Annotated in this window: 18 protein-coding genes and 1 pseudogene; 6 read left to right on the top strand and 13 right to left on the bottom strand. The window is 74.2% G+C overall.

The features are described from left to right. Positions 1-58 precede the first annotated feature (58 nt). Positions 59-766 carry a hypothetical protein gene (locus AMIR_RS08665; protein ID WP_015800562.1) on the bottom strand — a complete coding sequence of 236 codons (708 nt, stop codon included), beginning with the start codon at positions 764-766 and terminating at the stop codon, positions 59-61. A gap of 213 nt (positions 767-979) precedes the next feature. Here AMIR_RS08665 and AMIR_RS08660 point away from each other — a divergent pair, with 213 nt between their 5' ends. The 4 genes from AMIR_RS08660 (at position 980) to AMIR_RS08645 (ending at position 6497) form a co-directional block, all read left to right on the top strand. After that, a complete protein-coding gene (locus AMIR_RS08660; RefSeq protein ID WP_015800561.1) occupies positions 980-1711 on the top strand; it encodes a response regulator transcription factor in 732 nt (243 codons plus the stop codon). Continuing rightward, on the top strand, positions 1689-3173 hold the full coding sequence (locus tag AMIR_RS08655; RefSeq protein WP_015800560.1) for a sensor histidine kinase: 1485 nt from the start codon (positions 1689-1691) through the stop codon (positions 3171-3173). Before AMIR_RS08660 ends, AMIR_RS08655 begins: the two co-directional genes overlap by 23 nt. Positions 3174-3258: 85 nt before the next feature. After that, positions 3259-5184: an ArnT family glycosyltransferase gene (locus tag AMIR_RS08650; protein WP_015800559.1), complete on the top strand. Its 1926-nt coding sequence runs from the start codon at positions 3259-3261 to the stop codon at positions 5182-5184. A 38-nt stretch (positions 5185-5222) separates the two neighbouring features. After that, complete coding sequence (locus AMIR_RS08645) at positions 5223-6497, top strand: bifunctional glycosyltransferase family 2/GtrA family protein (protein WP_015800558.1); 1275 nt, start codon at positions 5223-5225, stop codon at positions 6495-6497. 253 nt (positions 6498-6750) lie between these two features. On the opposite strand, the gene AMIR_RS08640 is transcribed toward AMIR_RS08645, so the two are convergent. The 4 genes from AMIR_RS08640 to AMIR_RS08625 all read right to left on the bottom strand — a co-directional run bounded on the left by AMIR_RS08640 (position 6751) and on the right by AMIR_RS08625 (position 12999). After that, entirely contained in the window at positions 6751-7935 is a 1185-nt protein-coding gene (locus tag AMIR_RS08640) for a hypothetical protein (protein WP_015800557.1), read from the bottom strand. A gap of 505 nt (positions 7936-8440) precedes the next feature. Further along, positions 8441-10219 (bottom strand): aspartate--tRNA ligase, encoded by a 1779-nt coding sequence (gene aspS / locus AMIR_RS08635; RefSeq protein WP_015800556.1) that lies wholly within the window; start codon positions 10217-10219, stop codon positions 8441-8443. Between the two features lie 174 nt (positions 10220-10393). Next, positions 10394-11587 (bottom strand): S8 family peptidase, encoded by a 1194-nt coding sequence (locus AMIR_RS08630; protein ID WP_015800555.1) that lies wholly within the window; start codon positions 11585-11587, stop codon positions 10394-10396. A 266-nt stretch (positions 11588-11853) separates the two neighbouring features. Beyond that, the gene (locus AMIR_RS08625) at positions 11854-12999 is read right to left on the bottom strand and encodes a S8 family peptidase (RefSeq protein WP_015800554.1); all 1146 of its coding nucleotides are present in this window, start codon (positions 12997-12999) and stop codon (positions 11854-11856) included. A gap of 26 nt (positions 13000-13025) precedes the next feature. Here AMIR_RS08625 and AMIR_RS38885 point away from each other — a divergent pair, with 26 nt between their 5' ends. Further along, entirely contained in the window at positions 13026-13301 is a 276-nt protein-coding gene (locus tag AMIR_RS38885) for a hypothetical protein (RefSeq protein WP_143760677.1), read from the top strand. 533 nt (positions 13302-13834) lie between these two features. After that, complete coding sequence (locus tag AMIR_RS08620; RefSeq protein WP_015800552.1) at positions 13835-14803, top strand: hypothetical protein; 969 nt, start codon at positions 13835-13837, stop codon at positions 14801-14803. A 40-nt stretch (positions 14804-14843) separates the two neighbouring features. On the opposite strand, the gene AMIR_RS08615 is transcribed toward AMIR_RS08620, so the two are convergent. The 8 genes and pseudogenes from AMIR_RS08615 to AMIR_RS08575 form a co-directional block, all read right to left on the bottom strand. Then, positions 14844-16004, bottom strand: a complete 1161-nt coding sequence (locus AMIR_RS08615) for an acyl-CoA dehydrogenase family protein (RefSeq protein WP_015800551.1) — start codon at positions 16002-16004, stop codon at positions 14844-14846. After that, the gene (locus AMIR_RS08610; protein WP_015800550.1) at positions 16001-18031 is read right to left on the bottom strand and encodes an ATP-binding protein; all 2031 of its coding nucleotides are present in this window, start codon (positions 18029-18031) and stop codon (positions 16001-16003) included. The genes AMIR_RS08615 and AMIR_RS08610 overlap by 4 nt, the downstream gene beginning before the upstream one ends. 7 nt (positions 18032-18038) lie before the next feature. Next, complete coding sequence (locus AMIR_RS08605) at positions 18039-19634, bottom strand: acyl-CoA carboxylase subunit beta (RefSeq protein ID WP_015800549.1); 1596 nt, start codon at positions 19632-19634, stop codon at positions 18039-18041. Next, positions 19631-21249, bottom strand: a pseudogene (locus tag AMIR_RS08595) (acyclic terpene utilization AtuA family protein). The gene AMIR_RS08605 and the pseudogene AMIR_RS08595 overlap by 4 nt, the downstream one beginning before the upstream one ends. Continuing rightward, positions 21246-22244 carry a TIGR03084 family metal-binding protein gene (locus AMIR_RS08590; protein WP_015800548.1) on the bottom strand — a complete coding sequence of 333 codons (999 nt, stop codon included), beginning with the start codon at positions 22242-22244 and terminating at the stop codon, positions 21246-21248. Before AMIR_RS08590 ends, AMIR_RS08595 begins: the two are co-directional and overlap by 4 nt. A 420-nt stretch (positions 22245-22664) precedes the next feature. After that, on the bottom strand, positions 22665-23252 hold the full coding sequence (locus AMIR_RS08585) for a TetR/AcrR family transcriptional regulator (protein WP_015800547.1): 588 nt from the start codon (positions 23250-23252) through the stop codon (positions 22665-22667). Positions 23253-23392: 140 nt separating this feature from the next. Continuing rightward, positions 23393-23770: a hypothetical protein gene (locus tag AMIR_RS08580; protein WP_015800546.1), complete on the bottom strand. Its 378-nt coding sequence runs from the start codon at positions 23768-23770 to the stop codon at positions 23393-23395. Positions 23771-23883: 113 nt separating this feature from the next. Then, positions 23884-24753 (bottom strand): Hint domain-containing protein, encoded by an 870-nt coding sequence (locus tag AMIR_RS08575; protein ID WP_049796767.1) that lies wholly within the window; start codon positions 24751-24753, stop codon positions 23884-23886. Positions 24754-24780: the final 27 nt, after the last annotated feature.

Here is a 24780-nt window from a genome sequence, read left to right as displayed (position 1 = left end):
GCACCCCGCCCGGCCGTGGGCGCGGCCGGTGGCGGTGCGCTCCCGGACCGGGGTCCGGCTAGCGCGAGGGCGGGGTCATGCCCTGCCCGTTGCCGCCCTGCCCGTTGCCCTGCTGCCCGTTGCCCTGCTGCCCGTTCTGCCCGCCGTCCTGCCCGCTGCCGTCCTGCCCGCCGCCGCCGTCCTGCCCGCCGGGGAACTGCCCCTGCCCGCCGTCCTGCCCACCGGGGAACCCGCTCTGCTCGCCCCTCTCCGTGATCGCGTCCGCCGTCGACCTCCCGTCGCTCCCGGTCGTGAACACCACGGTCACGCTGTCCCCCGCCGCGAGGTCGCTCAGCCCCGAGCCGCCCCCACCCTGGTTCCGCGACCCCGCCCCGAGCGACAGCACCCGGACCACCGTGTCCGCGTCCACCACGTAGGTCTTCGCGTACCCGTCCGCGCTCGTGACCGAGATGCTCCCGTCCCCCACCTCGGTGACCTCGCCGACCTGGAACTCCCCGTGCTCGCTGTCCCCGAACGGGGACGCGGAGGTCAGGCCGCCGCCGTCGCCCACCATCCCCGGCATCCCCATCCCCCGGCCGCCCATGGCGTTCTGCCCCGACGACTCGCTCCCGCTCGCCGCGTAGATGACGCCCCCGCCCACGGCGGCGATGCCCACGGCGATCGCGACGGCCGCGAGGGTCTTGCGCCCGGTCCACGGCGGACCGGCGGGGGTCTGGCCCGGCTGCGGCTCCTCGCCCCAGGTCGGGTTCTCGGTGTTGGTCGTCATGGCGGCAAAGGTGTCGGCTGCGCCTGTGCGCGAGCTGTGCGCGCTGTGGGTGCCGCCTGTGCGTCTGAAGAGCGACCCCGGACGGGTGAGTCCCACGCCCCCGACCACCCGCGGCGACGTTGCTCCACGCGGGCGGAACGGCCGCACAGCTGCTACACAGGATCGTCACAGGAGCGCCTCAAGCGGGCCGCCGATGATCGGAGGGTGCGCCCAGTGACACCAGGGAACAGCTCCCCCGAACTCCGCCGCCCCGACGGCAGCCCCGTGCGGGTGCTGGTCGTCGACGACGAGTCCACGTTGGCCGAGCTCATGACGATGGCCCTGCGGATGGAGAAGTGGGAGGTGCGCACCGCGCTGGACGGCACGTCCGCCGTGCGGGTGGCCCGCGAGTTCCGCCCCGACGCGGTGGTGCTGGACGTCATGCTGCCCGACTTCGACGGCCTGGAGGTGCTGCGCCGGATGCGCACCGAGGCCCCGACGCTGCCGGTGCTGTTCCTGACGGCGAAGGACGCCGTCGAGGACCGCATCGCCGGGTTGACGGCGGGCGGCGACGACTACGTGACGAAGCCGTTCAGCCTGGAGGAGGTCGTGCTGCGGTTGCGCGCGCTGCTGCGCCGCACGGGCGTGACGGAGTCGGGCGCGGGCACCGAGCTGGTGGTCGGCGACCTGGTGCTGGACGAGGAGACCCGCGAGGTGCGGCGCGGCGACGACCAGGTGGAGCTGACCGCGACCGAGTTCGAGCTGCTGCGGTTCCTGATGCGCAACCCCAAGCGGGTGCTGAGCAAGGCGCAGATCCTGGACCGGGTGTGGAGCTACGACTTCGGGGGGCAGGCGAACATCGTGGAGCTGTACATCTCGTACCTGCGCAAGAAGATCGACGTCGGGCGCGCGCCGATGATCCACACGATGCGGGGCGCGGGCTATGTCCTCAAGCCGGCCCCGTGACACCCGCTGGCGCACCCCGGCCCGCTGGCCGCTGCGCGCCAGGCTGATCGCCGAGCAGGTCGTCCTGCTGTCCCTGGTGTGCGTGATCATCGGGGTGGTGACCGGGTTCGCGCTGCGGGACTTCCTGGTGCAGCGCCTCGACCAGCAGCTCACCCAGACCGCGGGCCGGGCCGGTTTCGGGCCGGGCCGCGACGACCCGATGTTCATGGCGGACCCCCCGTCGCGCAGCGGCGAGCACGTGCTCAACGGGCCGGGCTTCGGCCCCGGCACGCTGGTGTTCGAGACCCTGGGCGGGACCGTCGAGGCCAACCGGGTGGACACCGCGGGCACCCTGGAGACGATCGCCGACCAGGCGACGCTCACCACGCTCTCGTCCGTGCCCGCCGACGGCAGGCCCCGGACCGTGGAGCTGGGCGCGCTGGGCGGCTACCGGGTGGTCTCCGCGCAGTTCCGCACCGGGACCGTGGTGACCGGGCTGCCGCTGTCCGAGGTGAGCAGCACCGTCCTGCGGATGGGCCTGATCCTGGGCGGGGTGGCGCTGGGCGGTCTGATCACCGTCGGCCTGGCGGGCGCGCTGATCATCCGGCGCACCCTGGAGCCCCTCGAACGGGTCGCCGCCACGGCGGGCCGGGTGGCCGAGCTGCCGCTGCACGAGGGCGAGGTGGCGCTGGCCGAGCGGGTGCCCGCCGCCGATGCGACGCCGGACACCGAGGTCGGGCAGGTCGGGCTGGCGCTGAACCGGATGCTCGGGCACGTCGGGGAGGCGCTGTCGGCGCGGCACGCGAGCGAGACGCGGGTGCGGCAGTTCGTCGCGGACGCCTCGCACGAGCTGCGCACGCCGCTGGCCGCGATCCGGGGCTACGCGGAGCTGACCAGGCGCAGCCGGGAGGTGGTGTCGCCGGAGATCGCGCACGCGATGGGCCGGGTGGAGTCCGAGGCGGTGCGGATGACGTCGCTGGTGGAGGACCTGCTGCTGCTGGCCAGGTTGGACGCGGGCCGTCCGCTGGAGCTGGGCGAGGTGGACCTGTCGCGGCTGGTCGTGGACAGCGTCAGCGACGCGCGCATCGCGGGCCGCGAGCACGACTGGCGGCTGGCGCTGCCCCCGGAGGCGGTGACCGTGCGCGGTGACGCGGACCGGGTGCGCCAGGTGCTGGCGAACCTGCTGTCCAACGCCAGGGCGCACACCCCGCCGGGCACGACGGTGACGACGGTGCTGAACCCCGGACGCGCGGGCTGGGTCGACCTGGTGGTCGCCGACGACGGCCCCGGCATCCCGGAGGCGCTGCAGCCGGAGGTGTTCGAGCGGTTCGCGCGCGGCGACAGCTCGCGCTCGCGCGCGGCGGGCAGCACGGGCCTCGGCCTGTCGATCGTGGCGGCCGTGGTGTCCGCGCACGGCGGCTCGGTCCGGGTGGACAGCAGGCCGGGCGCGACCCGGTTCACGGTGTCGCTGCCCGCGAGCTGACCGGGCCAGCTCGCCTGCCGGGCCGCACAGCCGCAGCACAGGGTTCGCACAAGACCCGCTCAGTCCGCGCCGACAAGCTCGGACCATGCGCAGCACGCGGGCCGCGATCAGGCCACACCTCCCGCTCCTGGTGCTCCTCCTGGGCACAGCGGTCCTCTACCTCTACCGGCTCGGCGACTCCGGGTGGGCCAACGCCTACTACTCCGCCGCCGCCCAGGCCGGGGCCACGAGCTGGAAGGCCTGGTTCTTCGGGTCGTCCGACGCCTCCAACGCGATCACCGTCGACAAGACCCCGGCGAGCCTGTGGTTCATGGGCCTGTCCGCGCGCCTGTTCGGGGTGAACGCGTGGGCGGTCCTGGTCCCGCAGGCGTTGATGGGCGTCGGCAGCGTGTGGCTGCTGCACGCGACGGTCAAGCGCACCAGCGGCGAGGCGGCCGGGCTCCTCGCGGGCGCGGTGCTGGCGCTCACGCCGGTCGCGGTGCTCATGTTCCGGTTCAACAACCCGGACGCGCTGCTCGTGCTCACGCTGGTCGCCGCCGCCTACTGCGCGGTGCGCGCCACCGAGTCGGCGAGCTGGCGGTGGCTGGCGCTGGCGGGCGTCGCGGTGGGGCTCGGGTTCCTGGCCAAGATGCTCCAGGCGTTCCTGGTGCTCCCCGCGCTCGGCCTGGTGTACCTGCTGGCCGCCCCGACCACGTGGGGCCGCAAGGCGCTGCACCTGACCGGCGCGCTCGGCGCCGTGGTGGTGGCGGGCGGCTGGTGGGTGCTGGCCGTGGAGCTGGTGCCCGCGTCCGAGCGGCCGTACATCGGCGGGTCGCAGGGGAACAGCGTGCTGGAGCTGGCGCTCGGCTACAACGGGCTGGGCAGGCTCACCGGCGACGAGGTCGGCAGCGTCGGCGGCGGCGCGGGCGGCGGGTGGGGCGGCACCGGGTGGGCCCGGCTGCTCGGGTCGGAGATGGGCGGTCAGATCGCCTGGCTGCTGCCGACCGCCGTCATCCTGCTGATCGCGGGCTGGTGGGCCGGGACCCGCGGCGACCGGGTCGGGCTGGGGCTGTGGGGCGGCTGGCTGCTGGTCACCGGCGGGGTGTTCAGCTTCATGAACGGCATCATCCACGCGTACTACACGGTCGCGCTGGCCCCGGCGATCGGCGGGCTGGTCGGCACGGGCGCGGTGGCGCTGTGGCGTCGGCGCGAGGACCCGGTGGCCGCCGCCGCGCTGTCCGGGGCGGTCGCGGTGACCGCGCTGCAGTGCTACCTGCTGCTGCTCGACTGGTCCTCGCCGCTGGCGATCGCCGTGCTGGTGCTGGGGCTCGTCGCGGCGATCGGGCTGTTCCTGCCGCGCGTCGCCCCGGTGGTCGTGGTGGTGCCGGTGGCGCTGGTCGCGGTGCTGCTCGGGCCGGGCGCGTACTCGGTCGCCACGGCCGCGACCCCGCACTCGGGCGCGATCCCCTCGGCGGGACCGGCGGGCGCGGGGATGGGCGGGATGCCCGGCGGTGGCGGACCGGGTGGGGGCGGCCAGGGCGACGGCGGCAGGGCCACCCGGCAGGGCACGACCGGCGGGCAGAGCGCAGGCGTGGACGGCGCGGGCCGGGGCGACGGGGGCGCCCGGCAGGGCGGCGCGGGCATGGGCGGCGGCGGTGGCATGGGCGGCCTGCTCAACGCGCCCACGCCCGGCGCAGGGCTGACCGCGCTGCTCCAGGAGGACGCCGCGAGCTACGACTGGCCCGCCGCCGTCATCGGCTCCAACAACGCCGCCGGCTACCAGCTCGCCGCGGGCGTCCCGGTGATGGCGCTGGGCGGTTTCAACGGCACCGACCCGGCCCCCACCCTGGAGCGGTTCCAGCAGCACGTGGCGGACGGCCGGGTGCACTACCTGATCGCCGCGCAGATGATGCGGGGCGAGTCCGGCAGCGACGACGCGCACCGCATCGGCGAGTGGGTCGCCGAGAACTTCACCGCCGCCACCGTCGACGGCGCCACCGTCTACGACCTCACAGCGCGGGCACAGCGGTGACCAACCCGCCGCCCAGCCACGGGCCCGACAGTGGCCCCATGACCCTCCCGACACCGCCCCCGACCCCACCCGCGCCGCTCGCGCGCACCCGGACGACCGTGCTCGACGTGGTCGTCCCGGTCTACAACGAGGAGCGCGCCCTCGCCTCCTCGGTGCGCGTGCTGCACGCCAACCTGACCGCACGGTTCCCGCACAGCTTCCGCATCACGATCGCCGACAACGCCAGCACCGACACCACCGCGCAGGTCGCGGACCGGTTGGCGCTGGAGTTCGGGAACGTGGTGGCCGTGCACCTGCCGCAGAAAGGCCGGGGCCGGGCGCTGAACGCGGTCTGGCTGGCCTCGGACGCGCAGGTGCTGGCGTACCTGGACGTGGACCTGTCCACGGACCTGGCCGCGCTCCCCCCGCTGGTCGCGCCGCTGATCTCCGGCCACTCGGACGTCGCCATCGGCAGCAGGCTGGCGCGCGGGGCCCGCGTGGTGCGCGGCCCGAAGCGCGAGTTCGTCTCCCGCTGCTACAACCTGGTCCTGCGGGCCTCGCTGTCCGCCGGGTTCACCGACGCGCAGTGCGGGTTCAAGGCGATCCGGGCGGACGTGGCGCGTCGCATCCTGCCGCACGTCCAGGACACCGGCTGGTTCTTCGACACCGAGCTGCTGGTGCTGGCCGAGCGGGCGGGCGCGCGCATCCACGAGGTGCCGGTGGACTGGGTGGACGACCCGGACAGCAGCGTCGACATCGTCGCGACCGCGCTGGCCGACCTGCGGGGCGTGGCCAGGCTCGGCAAGGGCCTGCTGAGCGGCGGGCTGCCGATCGCGCAGCTGAGCGCCCAGCTCGGCCGCGCGCCGCTGGAGCCCGCGACTCCGGGGGCGCCGCCGGGGTTGCTGCGGCAGCTGGTGCGGTTCGCGGTCGTGGGGGTGGCGAGCACGCTGGCGTACCTGCTGCTGTTCGCGCTGCTGCGGGACGGGGTCGGCGCGCAGTGGGCGAACCTGGTGGCGCTGCTGGTGACGGCGGTCGCGAACACCTCGGTGAACCGCCGCTTCACGTTCGGCGTGCGCGGCAAGCGGGGCGCGGGGCGGCACCAGCTGGAGGGGCTGCTGGTGTTCGCGCTGGGGCTGGCGTTCACCGGCGGCGCGCTGGCGCTGGCGCACGGGGTGGCCGATCCGGGTGGGCACGCGGAGCTGGTCGCGGTGGTGGGCGGCAACCTGCTGGCGACCGTCGCCCGGTTCCTGCTGCTGCGCAACTGGGTCTTCCGGGGGAACGGGAAGAAAGTCGGGAACGCCGAGCAACCTCGGGTAGGGGTTGGCGCGTCTTAGGTTGTGAGTGATCACCCCTGTCCTGACGGGAGACGGGACAGCGGTGGTGGCGGCAACGGCGTCGGCCCCGGTGGCCGGAGCGCGCGGGCTTTCGCAGGGACCGCGGCGAACCACACCGGGGGCGACGCCACTTCATCGGTCAAGAACCGTTGGAGGGAAAGGGCTTTCTCCGCTAGGAGCGGTGGTCGTGTTCGGGAGACGCGGCCACCGCTTCGCTATTTTCCAGGTGCGGTGGGAAGAACCGGCCCCGCGGTCAGCGGAACGCGGGGTACAGCGCCAGTTCCAGCGCCGAACTCCCGTGCCGCGCGACCAGCGCGTCCACGAGCTCCTCCGCGAACGCCGCCACGTGCTTCACCCCGAGCCCCAGCGCCTCGGTGCGCAGCCGGACCCACCGGGAGGTGAGGATCTGGATGCGCGGCGGCACGTCCAGCCGCTTGCCGTGCCCGTTCTGGCCCTGGCCCTCCAGCGAGGGAAGCCCGCGCCAGGTGCCCAGCCACAGCCACAGCAGCTGCGCCTCCAGCAGCCTGGGCAGGAACACGTCGTCGTCGTCCAGGTCCGGCCACACCGAGGACACCTCGGCCCGCCACGCCGCCAGCATCGCCTCGGACATGCCGGGAGGCAGGCCGTAGGCGCACCAGCAGGACGGGAACGGCACGCGCAGGCAGGCGGCGTCGAACACGATGTCGCGCACGCACCCGCCCTCGAAGTCCAGGAACCGCACGCCGCGCCCGGTGACCAGGTGGTTGTCCGGGCAGGACGTGGACGGGCTGAACGCGCGGTGCCGCGAGGTGCCGAAGCCGCGCACCGCGTGGTCGGCGAACTCCAGCACGGACGTCGGCGTGTCCACGCCCAGCACCTCGCGCAGCAGGTCCGGCAGCCCGGCCAGGGCGACGTGCAGGTCGACCGCGACCGGGTCGGCGCAGCACTGGCTGCCCTGCCTGCGCATGAGCGCGTCGAAGTCGGCGTCGCGGCCCGCCGTGGTGGCGTGCAGCCTGCCCATGGCGTGCGCCCAGGACAGCAGGCCGCGCTCGGCGACGCGCGCGTCGGAGCCCAGCAGCTTCTCGGCCAGGCGCGGGGCCTTGCCCAGGTCCTCCAGCACCACCAGGCGCTTGCGCGTGTCCTGCGCGAACAGCTCCGGAGTGGCCCGCTCCTCGGCGGGCAGCGCGGTGAGCAGCTTGTGGCTGGCGGCCTCGTGCGCGAACGGGTCGCGATCGGCCACCTGCTCGGGGTACCGCTTCACCACGAGGGTGCGCGGCAGCGAGAAGGGAGTGGACGCGACCCTGACCCTGGCCACGGTGGACCGGCCCGCGCCACCGAGGTTCTCGGGGTCGGCGAGCGTGACGCGGGCGCCGAAGCGACTGCTGAGCACGGTCTCCGCAGCGCGGACCGCGTCGAGCAGTCCAGGTTCGACGTCCACAGGGCTAGCGGTGGTCTCCACGCTCATCCCCTCCGACCCTACCCCTGCTGAGCGCAGTGCCGACGATGTGACAAAACACGTTCGGGCACCGTGACGGTAGTGCGCGTCCCGCACGGGGGCCACCACTCGTTGATAACGGAATCCCGAACGCGGTGCCACCTCCTGGGCCCCGGTTCCCAGAGCCCGGGCGGGATTGTGGGGTCGCCGGGCGGGGGAAGGCACGCACCGCAACCGGTCCCGCACGCAGCGCGCACCCCGGTGACCACACGCGACGCGGCGCACCCCGGTTCCCGCAACGGTTCCGCGGGGTGCCGGGACGGGCGCGCGGCGGATCCGCCGGGTGTCCGAACGCTGGGCGCACGACCGACGGCGGGACGTGACAGGTGACACCCGGCAGGTTCTGTCAGCCCGTCGGAACGCGCGGCCCCCGGAACGCGCGCCCCCCGGAAGGGGCGAGCCCCTGGAACGCGCGAAGCGCCACCCCCGGCGAGGGGGTGGCGCTCCGGCGGTCGTCCCGGTCCCGCGATCAGGCCTGCTTGGGCGCGGCGGGCTTCGCGTCGACGCCCGCCTCCTTGCGCTGCTGCGGCGTGATCGGCGCGGGCGCGGCGGTCAGCGGGTCGTAGCCGCCGCCGCTCTTCGGGAAGGCGATGACCTCGCGGATCGAGTCGACCCCGGACAGCAGCATGGTGATGCGGTCCCAGCCGAACGCGATGCCGCCGTGCGGCGGGGCGCCGAACTTGAAGGCGTCGAGCAGGAAGCCGAACTTCTCCTGCGCCTCCTCCGCGCCGATGCCCATCACGTCGAACGCCCGCTGCTGCACGTCGGCGCGGTGGATACGGATCGAGCCGCCGCCGATCTCGTTGCCGTTGCAGACGATGTCGTAGGCGTACGCCAGCGCGTTGCCGGGGTCGGTCTCGAAGTTGTCGACCCACTCCGGGGTGGGCGAGGTGAACGCGTGGTGCAGCGCGGTCCACTTGCCGCTGCCGACCGCGACGTCGTCGCCGATCTTGTCGACGGCCTCGAACATCGGGAAGTCCACGACCCACACGAAGGACCAGGAGCCCTCCTCGATCAGGCCGACCCGGTTCGCGATCTCCACGCGGGCCGCGCCGAGCAGGGCGCGCGCGCCGTCCACGTCGCCCGCGCCGAAGAACACGCAGTCGCCGGGGTTCGCGCCCACGGCCTTGGCGAGCCCGTCGCGCTCGGCGTCGGTGAGGTTCTTGGCGACCGGGCCGCCGAGCGTGCCGTCCTCGCCGACCAGCACGTACGCCAGGCCCTTCGCGCCGCGCTGCTTGGCCCACTCCTGCCAGGCGTCGAGCGTGCGGCGCGGCTGGGAGGCGCCGCCGGGCATGACGACCGCGCCCACGTACGGGGCCTGGAACACCCGGAAGGGGGTGTCCTTGAAGTACTCGGTCAGCTCGGTGAGCTCGAGGCCGAAGCGCAGGTCCGGCTTGTCCGAGCCGTACTTGGCCATCGCCTCGGCGTACGAGATGCGGCGGAACGGCTGCGCGACGTCGTGGTCGCCCAGCTCCTTCCACAGCGCGGTGATGATCTTCTCGCCGAGGGCGATGACGTCGTCCTGCTCGACGAAGCTCATCTCGATGTCGAGCTGGGTGAACTCCGGCTGCCGGTCGGCGCGGAAGTCCTCGTCCCGGTAGCAGCGGGCGATCTGGTAGTACCGCTCCAGGCCGCCGACCATGAGCAGCTGCTTGAACAGCTGGGGCGACTGCGGCAGCGCGTACCAGGAGCCGGGGCGCAGCCGCGCGGGCACCAGGAAGTCGCGGGCGCCCTCGGGGGTGGAGCGGGTCAGGGTCGGGGTCTCGACCTCGACGAACCTCTCCGAGTGCAGCACCTCGCGGGCGATCCGGTTGGCCTCGCTGCGCAGCCGCATGGCCTTGGCCGGGCCGGAGCGGCGCAGGTCCAGGTAGCGGTGCCTGAGGCGGGCCTCCTCGCCGACCTCCAGGTGCTCGTCGAGCTGGAACGGCAGCGGGGCCGACTCGTTGAGGACCTCGAACTCGGAGGCGTAGACCTCGATCGCGCCGGTCGGCAGGTCGGGGTTCTCGCTGCCCTCGGGGCGGCGGGAGACCTCGCCGACGACCTTGAGCACGAACTCCGAGCGCAGCCGGTGGGCGCGCTCGGCCATCTCGCCCTCGCGGAAGACCACCTGGGCGACACCGGAGGCGTCGCGGAAGTCGATGAAGATCACGCCGCCGTGATCGCGCCTGCGGGCCACCCACCCGGTCAGGGTGACGGACTGCCCGGCGTGCTCGGCGCGGAGCGTCCCGGCCTCGTGCGTGCGCATCACGGGTACTGCTCTCCTCGTGGTAGATCGCGTTTCCTGTGGTCGCCAAGGCTAGTCATCGGCGGACGTCGGCGCGAACCACATCCCCCTTGACATCGGCGCGGCCACCGGACGCGGCCGAGGCCGCCCCCGTTCGGGGACGGCCTCGGTGCGAGCGGTCGAGCGGTCGGTCCGACGTCAGGCGGTCGGGGCCAGGTACAGCAGGCGGTTCGGCGAACCGGTGCCGGGGCTGGTGACCTTGCCCGTGGTCGCCTGGCCGGTCAGGTAGGTCGCCACCTGCGCGGGGGTCGCCGACGGGGTGGTCGACAGGTAGCGCGCCGCCGCGCCCGCGACGTGCGGGGACGCCATCGAGGTGCCGGAGATGGAGTTGGTCGCGGTGTTGGAGGTGCTCCACGCCGAGGTGATGGAGCTGCCCGGCGCGAAGATGTCCACGACGGCCCCGTAGTTGGAGTACGACGCGCGGGCGTCGGTGCTGGTGGTCGCGCCGACGGTCAGCGCCGAGGCCACGCGGGCGGGCGAGTAGGACGAGGCGTTGGCGTTGCTGTTGCCCGCCGCGACCGCGTAGGTGACGCCCGCGCTGATGGAGCTGGCCACGGCGTTGTCCAGCGAGGTGGACGCGCCGCCGCCGAGGCTCATGTTGGCGACAGCGGGCTTGACGTGATTGTTGGTCACCCAGTTGATGCCCGCGACGACGCCGGCGGTGGTGCCGGAGCCCGCGTTGTCGAGCACGCGGACCGCGACGATCTGGGCGGCCTTGGAGACGCCGTAGGAGGCGCTGGACACGGTGGCCGCGACGTGCGTGCCGTGGCCGTTGCCGTCCTGGGCGACGTTGTCGCCGTCGACCGCGTCGTAGCCGTTGACGGCGGTGCCGCCGAAGGCGTTGTGGGCGATGCGGACACCGGTGTCGATGACGTAGGCGCGCACGCCGGAGCCGGTGGAGGTGTAGCTGTACGAGGAGTTCAGCGGCAGGTTCCGCTGGTCGATGCGGTCCAGGCCCCACGACGGCGGGTTGGTCTGCGTCGCCTGGATGCTGAAGACCTGGTCCTGCTCGACGTACTCGACCGACGGGTCGGCGGCGAGCCGCTTGGCGGCGGACTCGGACAGCGACACGGCGAAGCCGTTGATGCTGCTGTAGGTGTGCTTCACCTGGCCGCCGAAGCGGGAGGTCAGCTTGGCGGTGACGGCCTCGGTGGAGGAGGCGGCGGTGTAGCCGTCCTTCAGCTTCACGATGAAGCTGTTCTGGACCTTCTTCTCGGCGTCGGCCGAGAGGATCTCACCGGTGGCGGCGCCGGCCGGGGTGGCCATGACGCCCATGAGCAGTGCGGCGGTTCCGACGCCGGCCAGGTACCGGTGGTGTCGAGACTCCAACATGCGGTGTCCGTTTCTCGAATGGGTGGAACCACACGACGAACCGGTGCTTTGCAGGGACCGGTTGTCACGCAGTGCCACCTTGCCCTCGCTTACGGTTATCGACTCTAGGAAGAAAGTGGGGCCGCCCGGAAGAGTGAAAGATTGCCAGTTGTCGGGGGGTTAATAAGTGCTTTGACCTGCTCTTTCTCATATGCCGAGCCATCTGCTAACGGGTGGTGAACAGCCGTTGCGCGATCCTGGGCAACGGCTGTCCACCCCCCTATCGGTCAGAGTTGCGGCGGCCAGTGGAGCAGCTTTCCGCCCCACGGCTGGGGCGTCGCCCAGGAGACGATCGCCCCGTGCACCTGGGCGGGCGTGGCGGTCGGGTTGGCGTGCAGGTAGCGGTTGGCCACGCCGGTCACCTGGGCGGTGGACATGGACGTGCCGCTGAGGGTGTTGGTCGCGGTGTCGCTGGTGTGCCAGGCCGAGGTGATCGACTGGCCGGGCGCGTAGACGTCCACGATCGAGCCGTAGTTGGAGTACGGGGCGCGGGCGTCGGTGTTCGTGGTCGCGCCGGAGGTGATGGCGGCGGCCACGCGGGCGGGCGAGTGGTTCGCGGCGTCGCCGTTGCTGCCACCGGCGGTGACCGAGGCGGTGACGCCCGAGGTGATCAGGGCCTGGACGGCGGTGTCGAGCGCGGTGGAGGCGGCCCCGCCGAGGCTGAAGTTGGCGGTGGCGGGCTTGACCGCGTTGAGCCGGATCCAGTTGACCGCCTGCACGACCCCGGCGGTGGTGCCGGAGCCGTTGGCGTCGAACACCCGCACCGGGCAGATGCTGGCGCTCTTGGCGACGCCGTGGGTGCTGCCCGCGATGAGCCCGGCGACGTGCGTGCCGTGGCCGTTGAGGTCCTGGCCGATCTCGTCGTTCTCGACCACGTCCCAGCCCGCGCAGATCCGGCCGCCGAACTGCTGGTGGGTGATCCGCACGCCGGTGTCCACGACGTAGGCGCGGGTGCCCTGGCCGGTGGTGGTGTAGCCGTACTGGGCGTTCAGCGGCAGGGCGACCTGGTCGAGCCGGTCAAGGTGCCACGGCGGGTTGGTCTGGACCGCGTACGGCCGGACGACCTGGTCCTGCTCGACGAGCTCGACGTCGGGGTGCGCGGCCAGGCGTCTGGCCTGCCGGTCGGTGAGGCGGGCGGTGAAGCCGTGGAACGCGCCTTCGAGGACGCGCTCGGCCCGCACGCCGGGGGCGCGGACGCCGGAGCCGTCGAAGTCGGCGGCGGAGGCGGTGGGCTTGAGCTGGACCAGGAAGCTGCCGGGGATCGCGTCGGGGGACGCGGCGGACAGCACCCGGCCCTCCTCGGCCGACGCGGGCGTGGCGAGCGCGACGACCGCTAGCGCGGCGGTGAGCAGGGGGACGTGGTTGCGCGACATGGGGTTCACCTCGATGGGGGCAGGGGGTGGGGGTCAGAGGGCGGGCGGGCAGTGCAGGAGGCGGTTGGGCGCCGGGCGCGAACAGGTCGAGGACGGCGCCGCAGTGGGAGAACGAGGCGCGGGCGTCGGTGCGGGTGGTCGCGCCGACCGTGACCGCGGCGGCGTACGTGCCGCTGCCGTTCCCGTCCAGGGCGACGTTGTCGTTCTCGATCGCGTCGCTCCGGGTGGTGGTGGCGGTGAACCGCTGGTCCTGCTCCACGAGCGCGACCGCCGGGTCGGCGGCGAGCCTGCGGATGCGGTGACGTCCAGGGCCGAGAGCCAGGGGGGCCTGAGCTGCACGACGCAGCTTCCGGGCACGGGGAGCGCCGAGCCCTCGGCGAGCACGGCCCCGGTGGGGGCCGCCCGTGCGGGTGGGGCGGCAGGCGCCGACCCGACAGTGACCGCCGCCACACCGGCGGCGAGGGTGTTCTTGCGCATGGCAGGTGGTCCTGTCGTTCGCAGGGAGGCGGCGGAACGGACCCCGCGTGCGGCTTGAGGGGTGGAGCCCGACCGACCGCGCGGGGTGTGCGTCCGATCACCCCGCGTCACCGACAGTAGGTGTGTTTCCCCTGGTCGGGAAGCGGCCGGACGCCCCAGCGGCAGTGCTGCGGGCGGAGTGGAACAGGGCCTTCACACGGCCTCTGTTAATGAGAATTCAAACGTCCGCGGCGCGTGCTATTTGCCCGACCGATACGGTTCAATTCACACCGGGAAACCCGATCGGCTGTACCGATCGGACGTTTTAGCACGATACCGTCACTCGCCTTGTCTTGTTCGCGCGAGCACGGGAGTGGAGATGTCTGCGCAAGTCGTCGGCCGGGAATCACCGGTGGGTGATCCCGGCAGGATCGGCGGGGGCGGCGACCCGTTCGCCTGCGCATTGCGGACGGCTATCCGCGCCAAAGGGCTGAGCCTGGAACGCATCCAGCACCGGCTGCGCGGCCGGGGCAGCACCGTGAGCATCGCGGCGCTGAGCTACTGGCAGTCCGGTCGGCGCAGACCGGAGCGGCCGGACTCGCTGACCGCCCTGGCGCACCTGGAGGAGATCCTCGACCTCGGCGAGGGCGCCCTGCGGTCCCTGCTGGGCCCGCCCCGACCCAGGGGCAAGGCGCGGCCGAGGCCGGTGCCCGCGTCCAGCCCGCTGGGCTGGGTGGCGGACGCGTCCGCGTCCGAGCCGATGGCCGAGCTGCTGGCCGACGTGGACACCAGCTCCGACCACGACCTGACCCGGTTGAGCCTGCGCGACCAGGTCGAACTGGCCATGGACGGCAGCACCCGCCGGGTGCGGTCGCGGCAGGTCCTGCGGGCCGAGCGCGGTGGCGTGGACCGGGTCCTGCTCGGCTACGACACCCGCCTTCCGGGCGACCCGCTGCCGGTCATCGGCACGCTGCGGGGCTGCTCGCTGGGCCGGGTGGCCACCGATCCGCGCAACGGGCTGATGATCGCGGAGCTGCTGTTCGACCGGCCGCTGCGGCGCGGCGAGCGCACCGCCGTGGAGTACGAGCTGATCTACGTGGCCCCGCACCACCCCACGTTCGACAACACGCACACCCGGCGGTTCCGGCACACGGTCAAGGAGTACGTGCTGGAGGTCCGCTACGACTCGCGCTGCCGCCCCGCGCGGTGCGAACAATTCACGTCCGGTTTGACCGACGTCGAACCCGCCGAAGTGCGGGAAACTCCGGTCGACGCGTGGGGCTATGCCTACGCGGTGGCGGTGGACTTCGGTCCGGGAGTGGTGGGCTTGCGCTGGGAATGGGCGTGAGCAGTTCCACACCAATCTGCACCTGGCAAACGCAACTCGGTCAATAGGAGCGCGGCAACCGGAGCGTGTGCTGCGCCACGAAGTTCAGGATCATTTCCCGGCTGACCGGCGCGATTCGGGACAACCGGGACGCGGTGAGCAGGGCGCCCAGTCCGTGCTCGGTGGACAACCCGTTGCCCCCGTGCACCTGGATGGCCTGGTCCACCGCCGCGGCGACCGCCTCACCCGCCGCGTACTTGGCCATGTTCGCCGATTCACCCGCCTCCCGGTCCCGCCCGGCGTCGTAGAGCGCCGCGGCCTTCTGGGTCATCAGCCTGGCCAGCTCCACCTGCACCGCCACCTGGGCGAGCGGGTGGGCCAGTCCCTGGTGCGCGCCGATGGGGACGTCCCAGACGGTGCGGGTGCGGGCGTAGTCGGCGGCCTTGGCGATGGCGCGGCGGGCGACGCCGGTCGCGTAGGAGGCGGCCATGATCCGCTCCGGGTTGAGGCCGGCGAACAGCTGGTCCAGCCCCGCGGACGGGTCGCCGACGAGGGCGTCGGCGGGGAGGCGGACCTCGTCGAAGAAGCAGGTGAACTGCTTCTCCGGCGAGACCAGCTCCATCCCGATCTCGTGCCGGGTGAAGCCGGGCGCGTCGGTGGGCACGACCACCAGCGACGGCGCCAGGCGCTGCCCGGAGGCGTCGACGTGGCGGGCGACGACGAGCACGGCGTCGGCCTCGTCGACGGCGGAGATGTAGTGCTTGCTGCCGGTGAGCAGCCAGTCGTCGCCGTCGCGGCGGATGGTGGTGGTCAGGCGGTGCGCGTTGGAGCCCGCCTCGGGTTCGGTGATGGCGAAGGCCATCTTCGTGGCGCCGTCGGCGAAGCCGGGCAGCCAGCGGGCCTTCTGGGCCTCGGTGCCGAACCGGGTGATGACGGTGGCGCAGATGGCCGGGGACACCACGAGCAGCAGCATCGGGCACCCGGCGGCGGCCAGCTCCTCGCACACGGCGGCCAGGTCGCCGATGCCGCCGCCCCCGCCGCCGTGCTCCTCGGGCACGGCGACGCCGAGGTAGCCGAGCTTCCCGGCCTCGGCCCACAGCTCGTGGGTCTTGCCGCCGGAGCGGGCCTTGTCGAGGAAGTACCGCTCGCCGTAGCGGGAGGCGAACGCGGCGACGGCGGCGCGCAGGTCGGCGCGCTCGGCGGACTCGGTGAACGCGGTCACTGCTGCTCCTCGGGGTCGGCGGGGGTCGCTGGGTCGGCGGGGGTCGCTGGGTCGGCGGGCGTGGCGGGGTCGGCGGGCGTGGCGGGGTCGGCGGGCGTGGCAGAGCCAGCGGTTACGGCCGGTCCGGCGGGTTCGAGCACCACGAGCACGTCGCCCTCGGCGACCGACCGCCCCTCGGCGACGGGCACGGCGGTGACCACGCCCGCCAGCTCGGCGCGCACCCGGTGCTCGACCTTCATGGCCTCCAGCACCAGCAGCAGCTCGCCCTCGGCGACGGTCGCGCCCTCCGCCACCTCGACGCGCACGACCACGCCGGGCATGGGCGCGGTGGTGGTCCCCCTGGGCGTGCGGCGTTCGGGGGCGGGGTGCCGGGGCAGCGGGGTGAGCGTGACCGGGCCGACCTCCACCCGGTCGCCGGGGCCGGGCTCGCCGGACGGGTCGGGCGGCGGGTAGTGGGTGACCGGCCAGGCCGTCTCGACGCCGCCGCGGCGCAGCCGCACCACGTCCGGCCAGGCCGCGACGACCTCCACGTCCAGGCCCGTGGTGATCCCGTCGCGGGTGCGCAGGTAGTCGACCTCGACCCGCTCGCCCCGGTGCTCGAAGGCGACCCGCACCGGTTGGGACGGCAGGTTGCGCCACCCGGCGGGCAGCGCGCGGGCGCGGTGGGCGGATCGGGCGAGCGCGGCGGCCAGCGCGGCGTGCCGCACGTCGACCGGCCGCGCGCCGAGCAGGTCGGCGCGGTGCTGCTCCAGGAACCCGGTGTGCGTGTCGCCCCGGCCGAACGCCGGGTGCCGCAGCACCGCCACGAGCAGGTCCCGGTTGGTGGTGACGCCGTGCAGCTCGGCCCGCTCCAGCGCGGCGGCGAGCTTGCGCACGGCGGCGGCGCGGGTGGGCCCGTGCGCGATCACCTTGGCGAGCAGCGGGTCGTAGCGCACGCCCACGGCGCTGCCCGCCTCCACGCCGCTGTCGACCCGCACGTCGCCGGGCACGTGGAACCGCCGCACCACCCCGTGCGACGGTCGCCACTCCCGCTCCGGGTCCTCCGCGCACAGCCTGACCTCGATCGCGTGCCCGGACGGGGCGGGCGGCGCGTCGGGCAGCTGGGCGCCCTCGGCGATCGCGAGCTGCCAGGCCACCAGGTCGACGCCCCAGGTCAGCTCGGTCACCGGGTGCTCGACCTGCAACCGGGTGTTGACCTCCAGGAAGTGGAACGCGCCCGAGTCGTCGAGCAGGAACTCGACGGTGCCCGCGCCGGTGTAGCCGATGGCGCGGGCGGCCCTGACCGCCGCCGCGCACAGCTCCGCCCGCAGCCGATCGTCGACCGCCGGGCTGGGCGTCTCCTCCACGAGCTTCTGGTGGCGGCGCTGGATCGAGCACTCCCGCTCCCCCAGCGCCCACACCGTCCCGCGCCGGTCGGCGAGGACCTGCACCTCCACGTGCCGCGCGCCCTCCAGCAGCGGCTCGCAGAACACCGTCCCGTCGCCGAACGCGGACGCGGCCTCGCGCCGGGCGGCGTCGACCTGCCCGGCCAGCCCCGCGGCCTCGCGCACCACCCGCATCCCGCGCCCACCACCGCCCGCCGACGCCTTGACCAGCAGCGGGAAGCGGTCGGCGGTGACCGGGTCCAGGTCGGGCAGCACGGGGACGCCCGCCTCCCGCATGACGCGCTTGGCCGCGACCTTGTCGCCCATCGCGGCGATCACCTCGGGGTCCGGCCCGACCCACGTCAGCCCCGCGTCGAGGACCGCTCGGGCGAAGGCGGCGTTCTCGGACAGGAACCCGTACCCGGGGTGCACCGCGTCCGCGCCGCTCGCCAGCGCCGCCGCGACGAGCAGGTCGGCGCGCAGGTAGGTGTCGGCGGGGTGCTCGCCGGGCAGCCGCACCGAGGCGTCGGCCTCGCGCACGTGCGGCTCGCCCGCGTCCGGGTCCGCGTGCACGGCCACCGGGGAGACGCCCGCCTCGCGGCAGGCCCGGATCACCCTGCGGGCGATCTCGCCCCGGTTGGCCACCAGCAGTCTGCCGATCATCAGCACCTCACATCCGGAAGACGCCGAACCGGTCCGCGCCCACGACCTCGCCGCTGTGCGCGGCGGACAGGCACAGGCCGAGGACGGTGCGGGTGTCGCGCGGGTCGATCACGCCGTCGTCGTAGAGCCGCCCGGACAGGAACGGCGCGAGCGACTGCGCCTCCACCTGCTCCTCCACCGCGCGCCGCATCGCCGCGTCGCCGTCCTCGTCGTACGGCACGCCCCTGGCCGCAGCCGCCTGCCGCGCCACGATCGACAGCACCCCGGCGAGCTGCGCCGGTCCCATGACGGCGGACTTGGCGCTGGGCCAGGAGAACAGGAACCTCGGGTCGTAGGCGCGCCCGCACATGCCGTAGTTGCCCGCGCCGTAGGAGGCGCCCATGACGACGGTCAGGTGCGGCACCCGGCTGTTCGCCACCGCGTTGATCATCATGGAGCCGTGCTTGACGATGCCGCCCTGCTCGTAGCTCGCGCCGACCATGTAGCCGGTGGTGTTCTGCAGGAACAGCAGCGGGGTGGCCGAGGTGTTGGCGAGCTGGATGAACTGGGCGGCCTTCTGCGCCTCCTGGCTGAACAGCACGCCGCGCGCGTTGGCCAGCACGCCGACCGGGTAGCCGTGCAGGTCGGCCCAGCCGGTGACCAGGCTCGTGCCGTAGTCGGGCTTGAACTCGTCGAAGCGGGAGCCGTCGACCAGGCGGGCGATCACCTCGCGCGGGTCGAACGGGACGCGCAGGTCGGTGGGCACCAGGCCGAGCAGGTCCTCGGGGTCGTGCAGCGGCTCGTCGACCGGGCCTGGCGCGCGGCCGAGCTTGCGCCGGTTCAGGCGGGCGACGACGCGGCGGGTCAGGCGCAGGGCGTCGACCTCGTCGCGGGCCACGTGGTCGGCCAGGCCCGAGGTGGAGCCGTGCATGTCGGCGCCGCCGAGCGACTCGTCGTCGGCGACCTCGCCGGTGGCCATCCTGACCAGCGGCGGGCCGCCGAGGAAGACCTTGGCGCGGTCGCGGACCAGGATGGTGTGGTCGGACAGGCCCGGCACGTACGCGCCGCCCGCCGTGGCGTTGCCGAAGACGGTGCTGATGGTGGGGATTCCGGCGGCGGAGAGCCGGGTGAGGTCGCGGAAGGCCCGACCGCCGGGGATGAAGATCTCGCTCTGGCTGGTCAGGTCCGCCCCGCCCGACTCGACCAGGCCGATCAGCGGCAGCCGGTTCTGGGCGGCGATGTCGTTGGCGCGCAACGACTTGCGCAGCGACCACGGGTTGGTGGAGCCGCCGCGCACGGTCGCGTCGTTGGCGGTGATGACGCACTCGACGCCGGAGACGACGCCGACGCCGGTGACCAGGCCCGCGCCGAGCGGGTGCTCGGTGCCCCAGGCGGCGAGCGGGGACAGCTCCAGGAACGGGGCGTCCAGGTCGAGCAGCAGCTCGATCCGCTCGCGGGCCAGGAGCTTGCCGCGCGCCCGGTGCCGGTCGACGTACTTGGGACCGCCGCCCGCGAGGACCTTGGCGTGCTCGGCCTCCAGGTCGGCGAGGCGGGCGAGCATCGCCTCGCGGTTGGCGCGGTGCTCGGCGGAGTCCGGGTCGACGGCGCTGGTCAGGGTGGTCACGGCGTCGGCTCCGCTCCTGGTGGTCCTGGTGCTGGTTCCGGTGGGGCGTCGAGGAGTTCGTCGGGGATGTCGACGTGCCGGGCGCGCAGCCACTCGCCGAGCGCCTTGCCCTGCGGGTCGAACCGGGTGGAGGCCGCGACGCCCTCGCCGAGCAGGCCGTGCAGCACGAAGTTGAGCGCCCGCAGGTTGGGCAGCTCGTACCGGGTGACCTCACCCGCCTCGGGCAGGAGTTCCTTGAGCCGCGCGGTGGTCAGCTCCGCGCGGAGCCAGGCGTAGGCGGCGTCGGTGCGGGTCCAGACGCCGATGTTGGCGTCGCCGCCCTTGTCGCCGGACCGCGCGCCGGCGATCCGCCCGAGTGGCGCTCTCACGCGTCGACCACCTCCCCGGTGTGCAGGAACGCTTGGTGCGGCACGGATTCCCGCGGCAGGTAGGCGGAGCCGCAGACGCCGTAGGGGGTTCCGCCGCCGGGTGGGGAGGTGGCGTGGAAGCCGGGGTAGGAGGCGAGCGCGAGTTCGACGGCGGCGCGGGAGAAGCCCTTGGCGCGCTGGGGGTCCGGGGTCTTGATGGTGGCGTGCAGGAGCGCGGAGGCGGTCTCCTCGGTGTCGGCGTCGACCCGGTCGGTGCGGGCGAGCGTCCAGGTGAGGCCCTCGGCGCCGACCGCGCCCTCCAGCTGCCGCCGGACCAGGTCGGCCTTGCGCTCGACGTCCAGTCCGCAGAGGACGAAGGTGGTGGAGTTCCGGTAGCCGCCCAGGGAGTTCAGGCACACCTTGAGGTCCGGTGGTGGCGGGCTGCCCCGCGTCCCGGTCAGCCGCACGCCCCTCGGGTGCGGCTGGAGGCGGATGGTGTCGAAGTGGGCGACGACGTCCGGGCCGGGGTAGGCGGGGTCGCCGATCTCGTAGAGCAGCTGGGCGGTGACGGTGTCGGTGGTGACCGCGCCCCCGGTGCCCGGCTGCTTGGTGATCAGCGCGGACCCGTCCGCCTCCAGCTCGGCGATCGGGAAGCCGGGCGCGGTGGCGTCGAACTCGGTGAAGAACGGGTGGTTCCCGCCGGTGGCCTGGGTCCCGCACTCCAGCACGTGCCCGGCGGCGGTGGCGCCCGCGAGCGCGTCCAGGTCGTCGACGCCCCAGCCGAAGCGGGCGATCGCGGGCCCGACGACGAGCGAGGCGTCGGTGACCCGCCCGGTGACGACCACGTCCGCCCCGGCCTCCAGGCAGGCGGCGATGCCCCTGGCGCCGAGGTAGGCGTTGGCGGTGAGCGCGCGGGGGAACCGCTCGCGCACGTCGTCCCCGCTGACGTGCGCGACCTTGGCCCCGAGCCCCAGCTCCCGGATGCGCCCGGCGAGCCCGGAGGGGTTGAGGCCACCGGCGTTGGCGACGATCTTCACGCCGCGCTCCAGCGCGAGCCCGAGCGACTCCTCAAGCTGGCGCAGGAAGGTGCGGGCGTACCCGAGCGCGGGGTCCTTGAGCCGGTCGCGGCCGAGGATGAGCATGGTGAGCTCGGCGAGGTAGTCCCCGGTGACCACGTCGACCCCACCACCGACGACCACGTCGCGCAGGGCGGAGAACCGGTCCCCGTAGAACCCGGAGGCGTTGCCGACCCGTAAGACCCCGCTCACCGGTGGCCACCGCCGGCCCGGTCAGTGCGATCGACCGGGTCAGCGCGGCTGCCGGGGGCCGATAAGCCGTCGTGGGCGCCGGGATCGCGGTCGCCGGAGCCGTGCGGACCGCGGCCGTTCCGCGCGCCGCGGTCGCCCCCGATGCCGGGGGTGCCCCCGAATCCGGGGCCGTTCCGCGCGCCGCGGTCCCTGCTCCACCTGCTGCCGGTCTCGCCGCTGATCACGCCGTTGCCGCCGGGCGCGCGGCCCGCGCCCGGCGGTCCGGCGAAGGCCTGGGCGATCGGCAGCCAGGCCGACGCTGCGGTCCCGGTGGCCCGGACGGCGAGGTCCGCCGGGTGCCTGCGCCGGGTGACCAGCAGGCAGAAGTCCAGCGCCCGCCCGGTGATCCGGTCCTCGGCGCCCTCGTCCCCCCACGTCCACAGCCCGCCGTCCGGCGCGACCAGCTCGACCCTCGGCGACACCGGTGGCACCGGCAATCCGTTGGCGGTGAAGGCGAACCCGAACGCGCGGACCCCGATGTGCGCGACGTGCCGCAGCCGCGCGGTGGGCGTGCGCACCACCCCGAGCGCGTCGGCGACGTCCTGCCCGTGCGCCCAGGTCTCCATGACCCGCGCGGTAGCCATGGTCGTGGGGCTCATCGGCGGCCCGAACCACGGCACCCGCCCCCGAGCCCCGGCGAGCGCGGAGGACAACCGCCTGCGCCCGTCCCGCCAGCCCTCCAGGGTGACCGGCGTGCACGCCCCGCGCTCCACCGCCCCGGTCACGTCCGAGGCGACCGCGGCGGCCATCGCGCGGAACTGGTCGGGGTCGAGCAGCGCGAGCAGCACGGCCCGGTCGGTCCAGTGCAGGTGCCGCACCTGGTGCCCGATCGTCCACCCCGGCGCGGGCGTCGGCGCGGCCCAGTCGGCCTCCGCGACCAGCCCTTCCAGCTCACGCCCCTCGGCCGCGAGGTCCCGCAGCACGGCGCCCAGCACCGGATCGACGGTCCCGCTCATCTCCCCACCCCCAGCACGACGACCGCGGGGCCGCCCCCGGCCACCCGCGCACCAAGACCCGCGGGCCCCCGCCCACGCAGCACCGGTTTCCCGCAGCGCGCAGAGCCGAACCCACCAACGCCAGGAGCACCCGCCGCACCACGGCCGCCCAGCAGCCCGAACGCTCCGGGAGAACGACCGCGCGCAGCGCCGATCACCCCCAGACCACCGCAGCCCACCACGCGGACCGCCGCCGAGCAGCCGCTCTTCAACCGGCCGCCCGCCGAACCGCCGCCCACCAAGCCGATGCCGTGCCCTCGCGCCGTCGCCCCACCGCCCGAACCCCCGCAGCCCTCACAGCCCGCCGCGCCCACCACCCGCCGCGTCACCGCTCGACCACCGGCGCCCAAGCCCTCGAAGCCGCCCCCGCGCCCCCGCCGCTCACAGCACCGCCTCCAGCATCCCCGCCCAGTGCCGTGCGATGCGCCTGCGCCGCTTGCCGTCGTCGGTCAGCTGGTTCGCCAGCGCGAGCCCGCGCGCCAGGTCCAGGGTGATCTGCACCGCCTCCCGCACCCCCGGCTTCGCCTCGTCCGCCCCCAGCAGCTCCACCGCCAGCCGGTGCGTCTCGCGCCCGAGCGCCGCCTCCAGGGGCACCACCGCGATCCGCAGGGCCGGATCGGTGCGGGCCGCCACCCACAGCTCCAGCGCCGCCGCGAACCGGTCGCTGGCGTAGAACTCGGCGATCAGCTCCACCACCGCCACCGGCCCGCCCTCGACCCGCTCGGCCAGCCGCCTCAGGTGCGCCACGCTCTCCGCGCCCAGGTGCTCCACGGCGGCGGCGACGAGCTCGCCGCGCGTGCGGAAGTGGTGCAGCTGCCCGCCCCTGGACACGCCCGCCCGCTCCGCGACCACGGTCGTCGTCGTCCCCGCCCAGCCGTGCTCGACGAGGCACTCGACCGTGGCCGCCAACAACCTGCGCCGGGTGTCCGCGCTGCGGTCGACCTGGCGGCGCCTGGTCTCGGTGGCCACCCGGCCGAGTGTTCGGGGTCACACAACAAACAGTCAAGACTGATGGTGAAACCGATGCACGGTCGGTCACCGAATCACTCTTCCGGGGGCGGCAAGCGGGTGATGGCCACCCGCTTGCCGCAGCGTTCACCGGAGCGCGGTCACCACCCGCCCTGCGCCATGGTCTGGTACAGCCACCGCCCGTCCTTGCGCACCAGCAGGTCCCCGTACCGCATCGACCCGGCCTCGGCGCCGGACCCGAACTCGGCGTCCGTCACCACGAACACCAGGTCCGCGCTCAGGAACAGCGGCGACCGCGTCGACCGCAGCTCCAGGCCCCCGTCCCCCAGCGCCGCGCCGAAGTCGCGCAGGAACCGCTCCCGGTCCCACGACTCGGCCGACCCGTCGGTGACCGCGTTGACCGGGAACATCGCCATGTCCGCCAGCGCTTCGAGGTCCCGCTCCGCGCACAGCGCGTCCCAGCGGGCGAACCAGTCGAGCACGGAGGTGATGTCCTCGTCGGACGGCGTGAAAGTCATGCCGTACAGCGTACGCTAAGCCGGGGCGCACGAAAGCGCGAACGCGCCCGCAACCCGCGAACCGGCGAGGACCAGCCCCGCCACCGATCACCCCAGGTGATCGAACCCGCAGGTCACCGCCCGTCCGCGCAAGCGATGAGCCCGTTGACCACCAGATCGCCGCTCTCCGTGGTCACCGCCCCCATCTCCACCTCGATCCCCAGCGACTCCACCGACACGACCCCGAGCGCGGGCGCCCCGCCGACCTGCACGCCCTCCAGCACCGCGGGCCGCGCCAGCACCGGCCCGACCAGGTGCAGGAACCGCAGCCGCTCGGCGGGCGCCCCGGTCACCCGGACGCCCCGGACCTCGACCGAGTGCGGCACCCGCAGCCGCAGCAGCGCGACCACGACCGCCTCGAACACGGCGCTGTCCGGGCTGGACAGCACGACCTGCCCGCCCACCGCCGCCCCGCGCACGTCGAACACCCCGGCCAGGAACCCCTTGGCCCAGTCGTCCCCGAGCTGCGTCGGCCACTCCACGAGGTCCCGCTCGCGCGGCTCCCCGCCACCGGCGAACTCGCGCACCCGCGCCAGCACCTCGGGCACCACCGGCGGCCCGCCGCGCACCGCGCCCCACAGGTAGCCGAGCCGGTAGTCCCGATTCCGCTCGGGCGGGGCCGCGAAGCGCCCGGTGCCCTGCACCCGCGTCCCGCGCGTGAGGTGGAGCCGCTCGCCGCCGGGTGTCAGCGCCCGCCAGCCGAGGTCGGTGCGCAACCGGTTCCCCGCGCCCGACACGACCTGTGTCCCACCGGCGAGTGACACCCGGTAGGCAGGCCGTGTCGCGGTCGAGCGCGCGATCACGACTGTCGGCGAGTAACGCCCGTCCCGCGTCCCGAACACCCGGTCACCGGGGCGCAGCGCGCCGATCGGCCGGGTGCTCCCGTCCGCCAGGAGCGCGGGCGTGTCAGCGGCCAGGCAGTGCGCGCCCACGCGCCCGCCCACCCCGTTTTCATGCATAACTATATTCGA

This window comes from Actinosynnema mirum DSM 43827 (assembly GCF_000023245.1).
GTDB classification, from domain to species: Bacteria; Actinomycetota; Actinomycetes; order Mycobacteriales; family Pseudonocardiaceae; genus Actinosynnema; species Actinosynnema mirum.
This window is presented reverse-complemented; position numbering and strand designations above follow the sequence as displayed.

What these genes read in the sequence shown, in the direction of transcription:
- AMIR_RS08665 (WP_015800562.1), bottom strand. Translation starts at nt 766, where the DNA reads ATGACGACCAACACCGAGAACCCGACCTGGGGCGAGGAGCCGCAGCCG.
- AMIR_RS08655 (WP_015800560.1), top strand. Translation starts at nt 1,689, where the DNA reads ATGTCCTCAAGCCGGCCCCGTGACACCCGCTGGCGCACCCCGGCCCGC.
- AMIR_RS08650 (WP_015800559.1), top strand. Translation starts at nt 3,259, where the DNA reads ATGCGCAGCACGCGGGCCGCGATCAGGCCACACCTCCCGCTCCTGGTG.
- AMIR_RS08645 (WP_015800558.1), top strand. Translation starts at nt 5,223, where the DNA reads ATGACCCTCCCGACACCGCCCCCGACCCCACCCGCGCCGCTCGCGCGC.
- AMIR_RS08630 (WP_015800555.1), bottom strand. Translation starts at nt 11,587, where the DNA reads ATGTTGGAGTCTCGACACCACCGGTACCTGGCCGGCGTCGGAACCGCC.
- AMIR_RS08625 (WP_015800554.1), bottom strand. Translation starts at nt 12,999, where the DNA reads ATGTCGCGCAACCACGTCCCCCTGCTCACCGCCGCGCTAGCGGTCGTC.
- AMIR_RS08620 (WP_015800552.1), top strand. Translation starts at nt 13,835, where the DNA reads ATGTCTGCGCAAGTCGTCGGCCGGGAATCACCGGTGGGTGATCCCGGC.
- AMIR_RS08610 (WP_015800550.1), bottom strand. Translation starts at nt 18,031, where the DNA reads ATGATCGGCAGACTGCTGGTGGCCAACCGGGGCGAGATCGCCCGCAGG.
- AMIR_RS08590 (WP_015800548.1), bottom strand. Translation starts at nt 22,244, where the DNA reads ATGAGCGGGACCGTCGATCCGGTGCTGGGCGCCGTGCTGCGGGACCTC.
- AMIR_RS08580 (WP_015800546.1), bottom strand. Translation starts at nt 23,770, where the DNA reads ATGACTTTCACGCCGTCCGACGAGGACATCACCTCCGTGCTCGACTGG.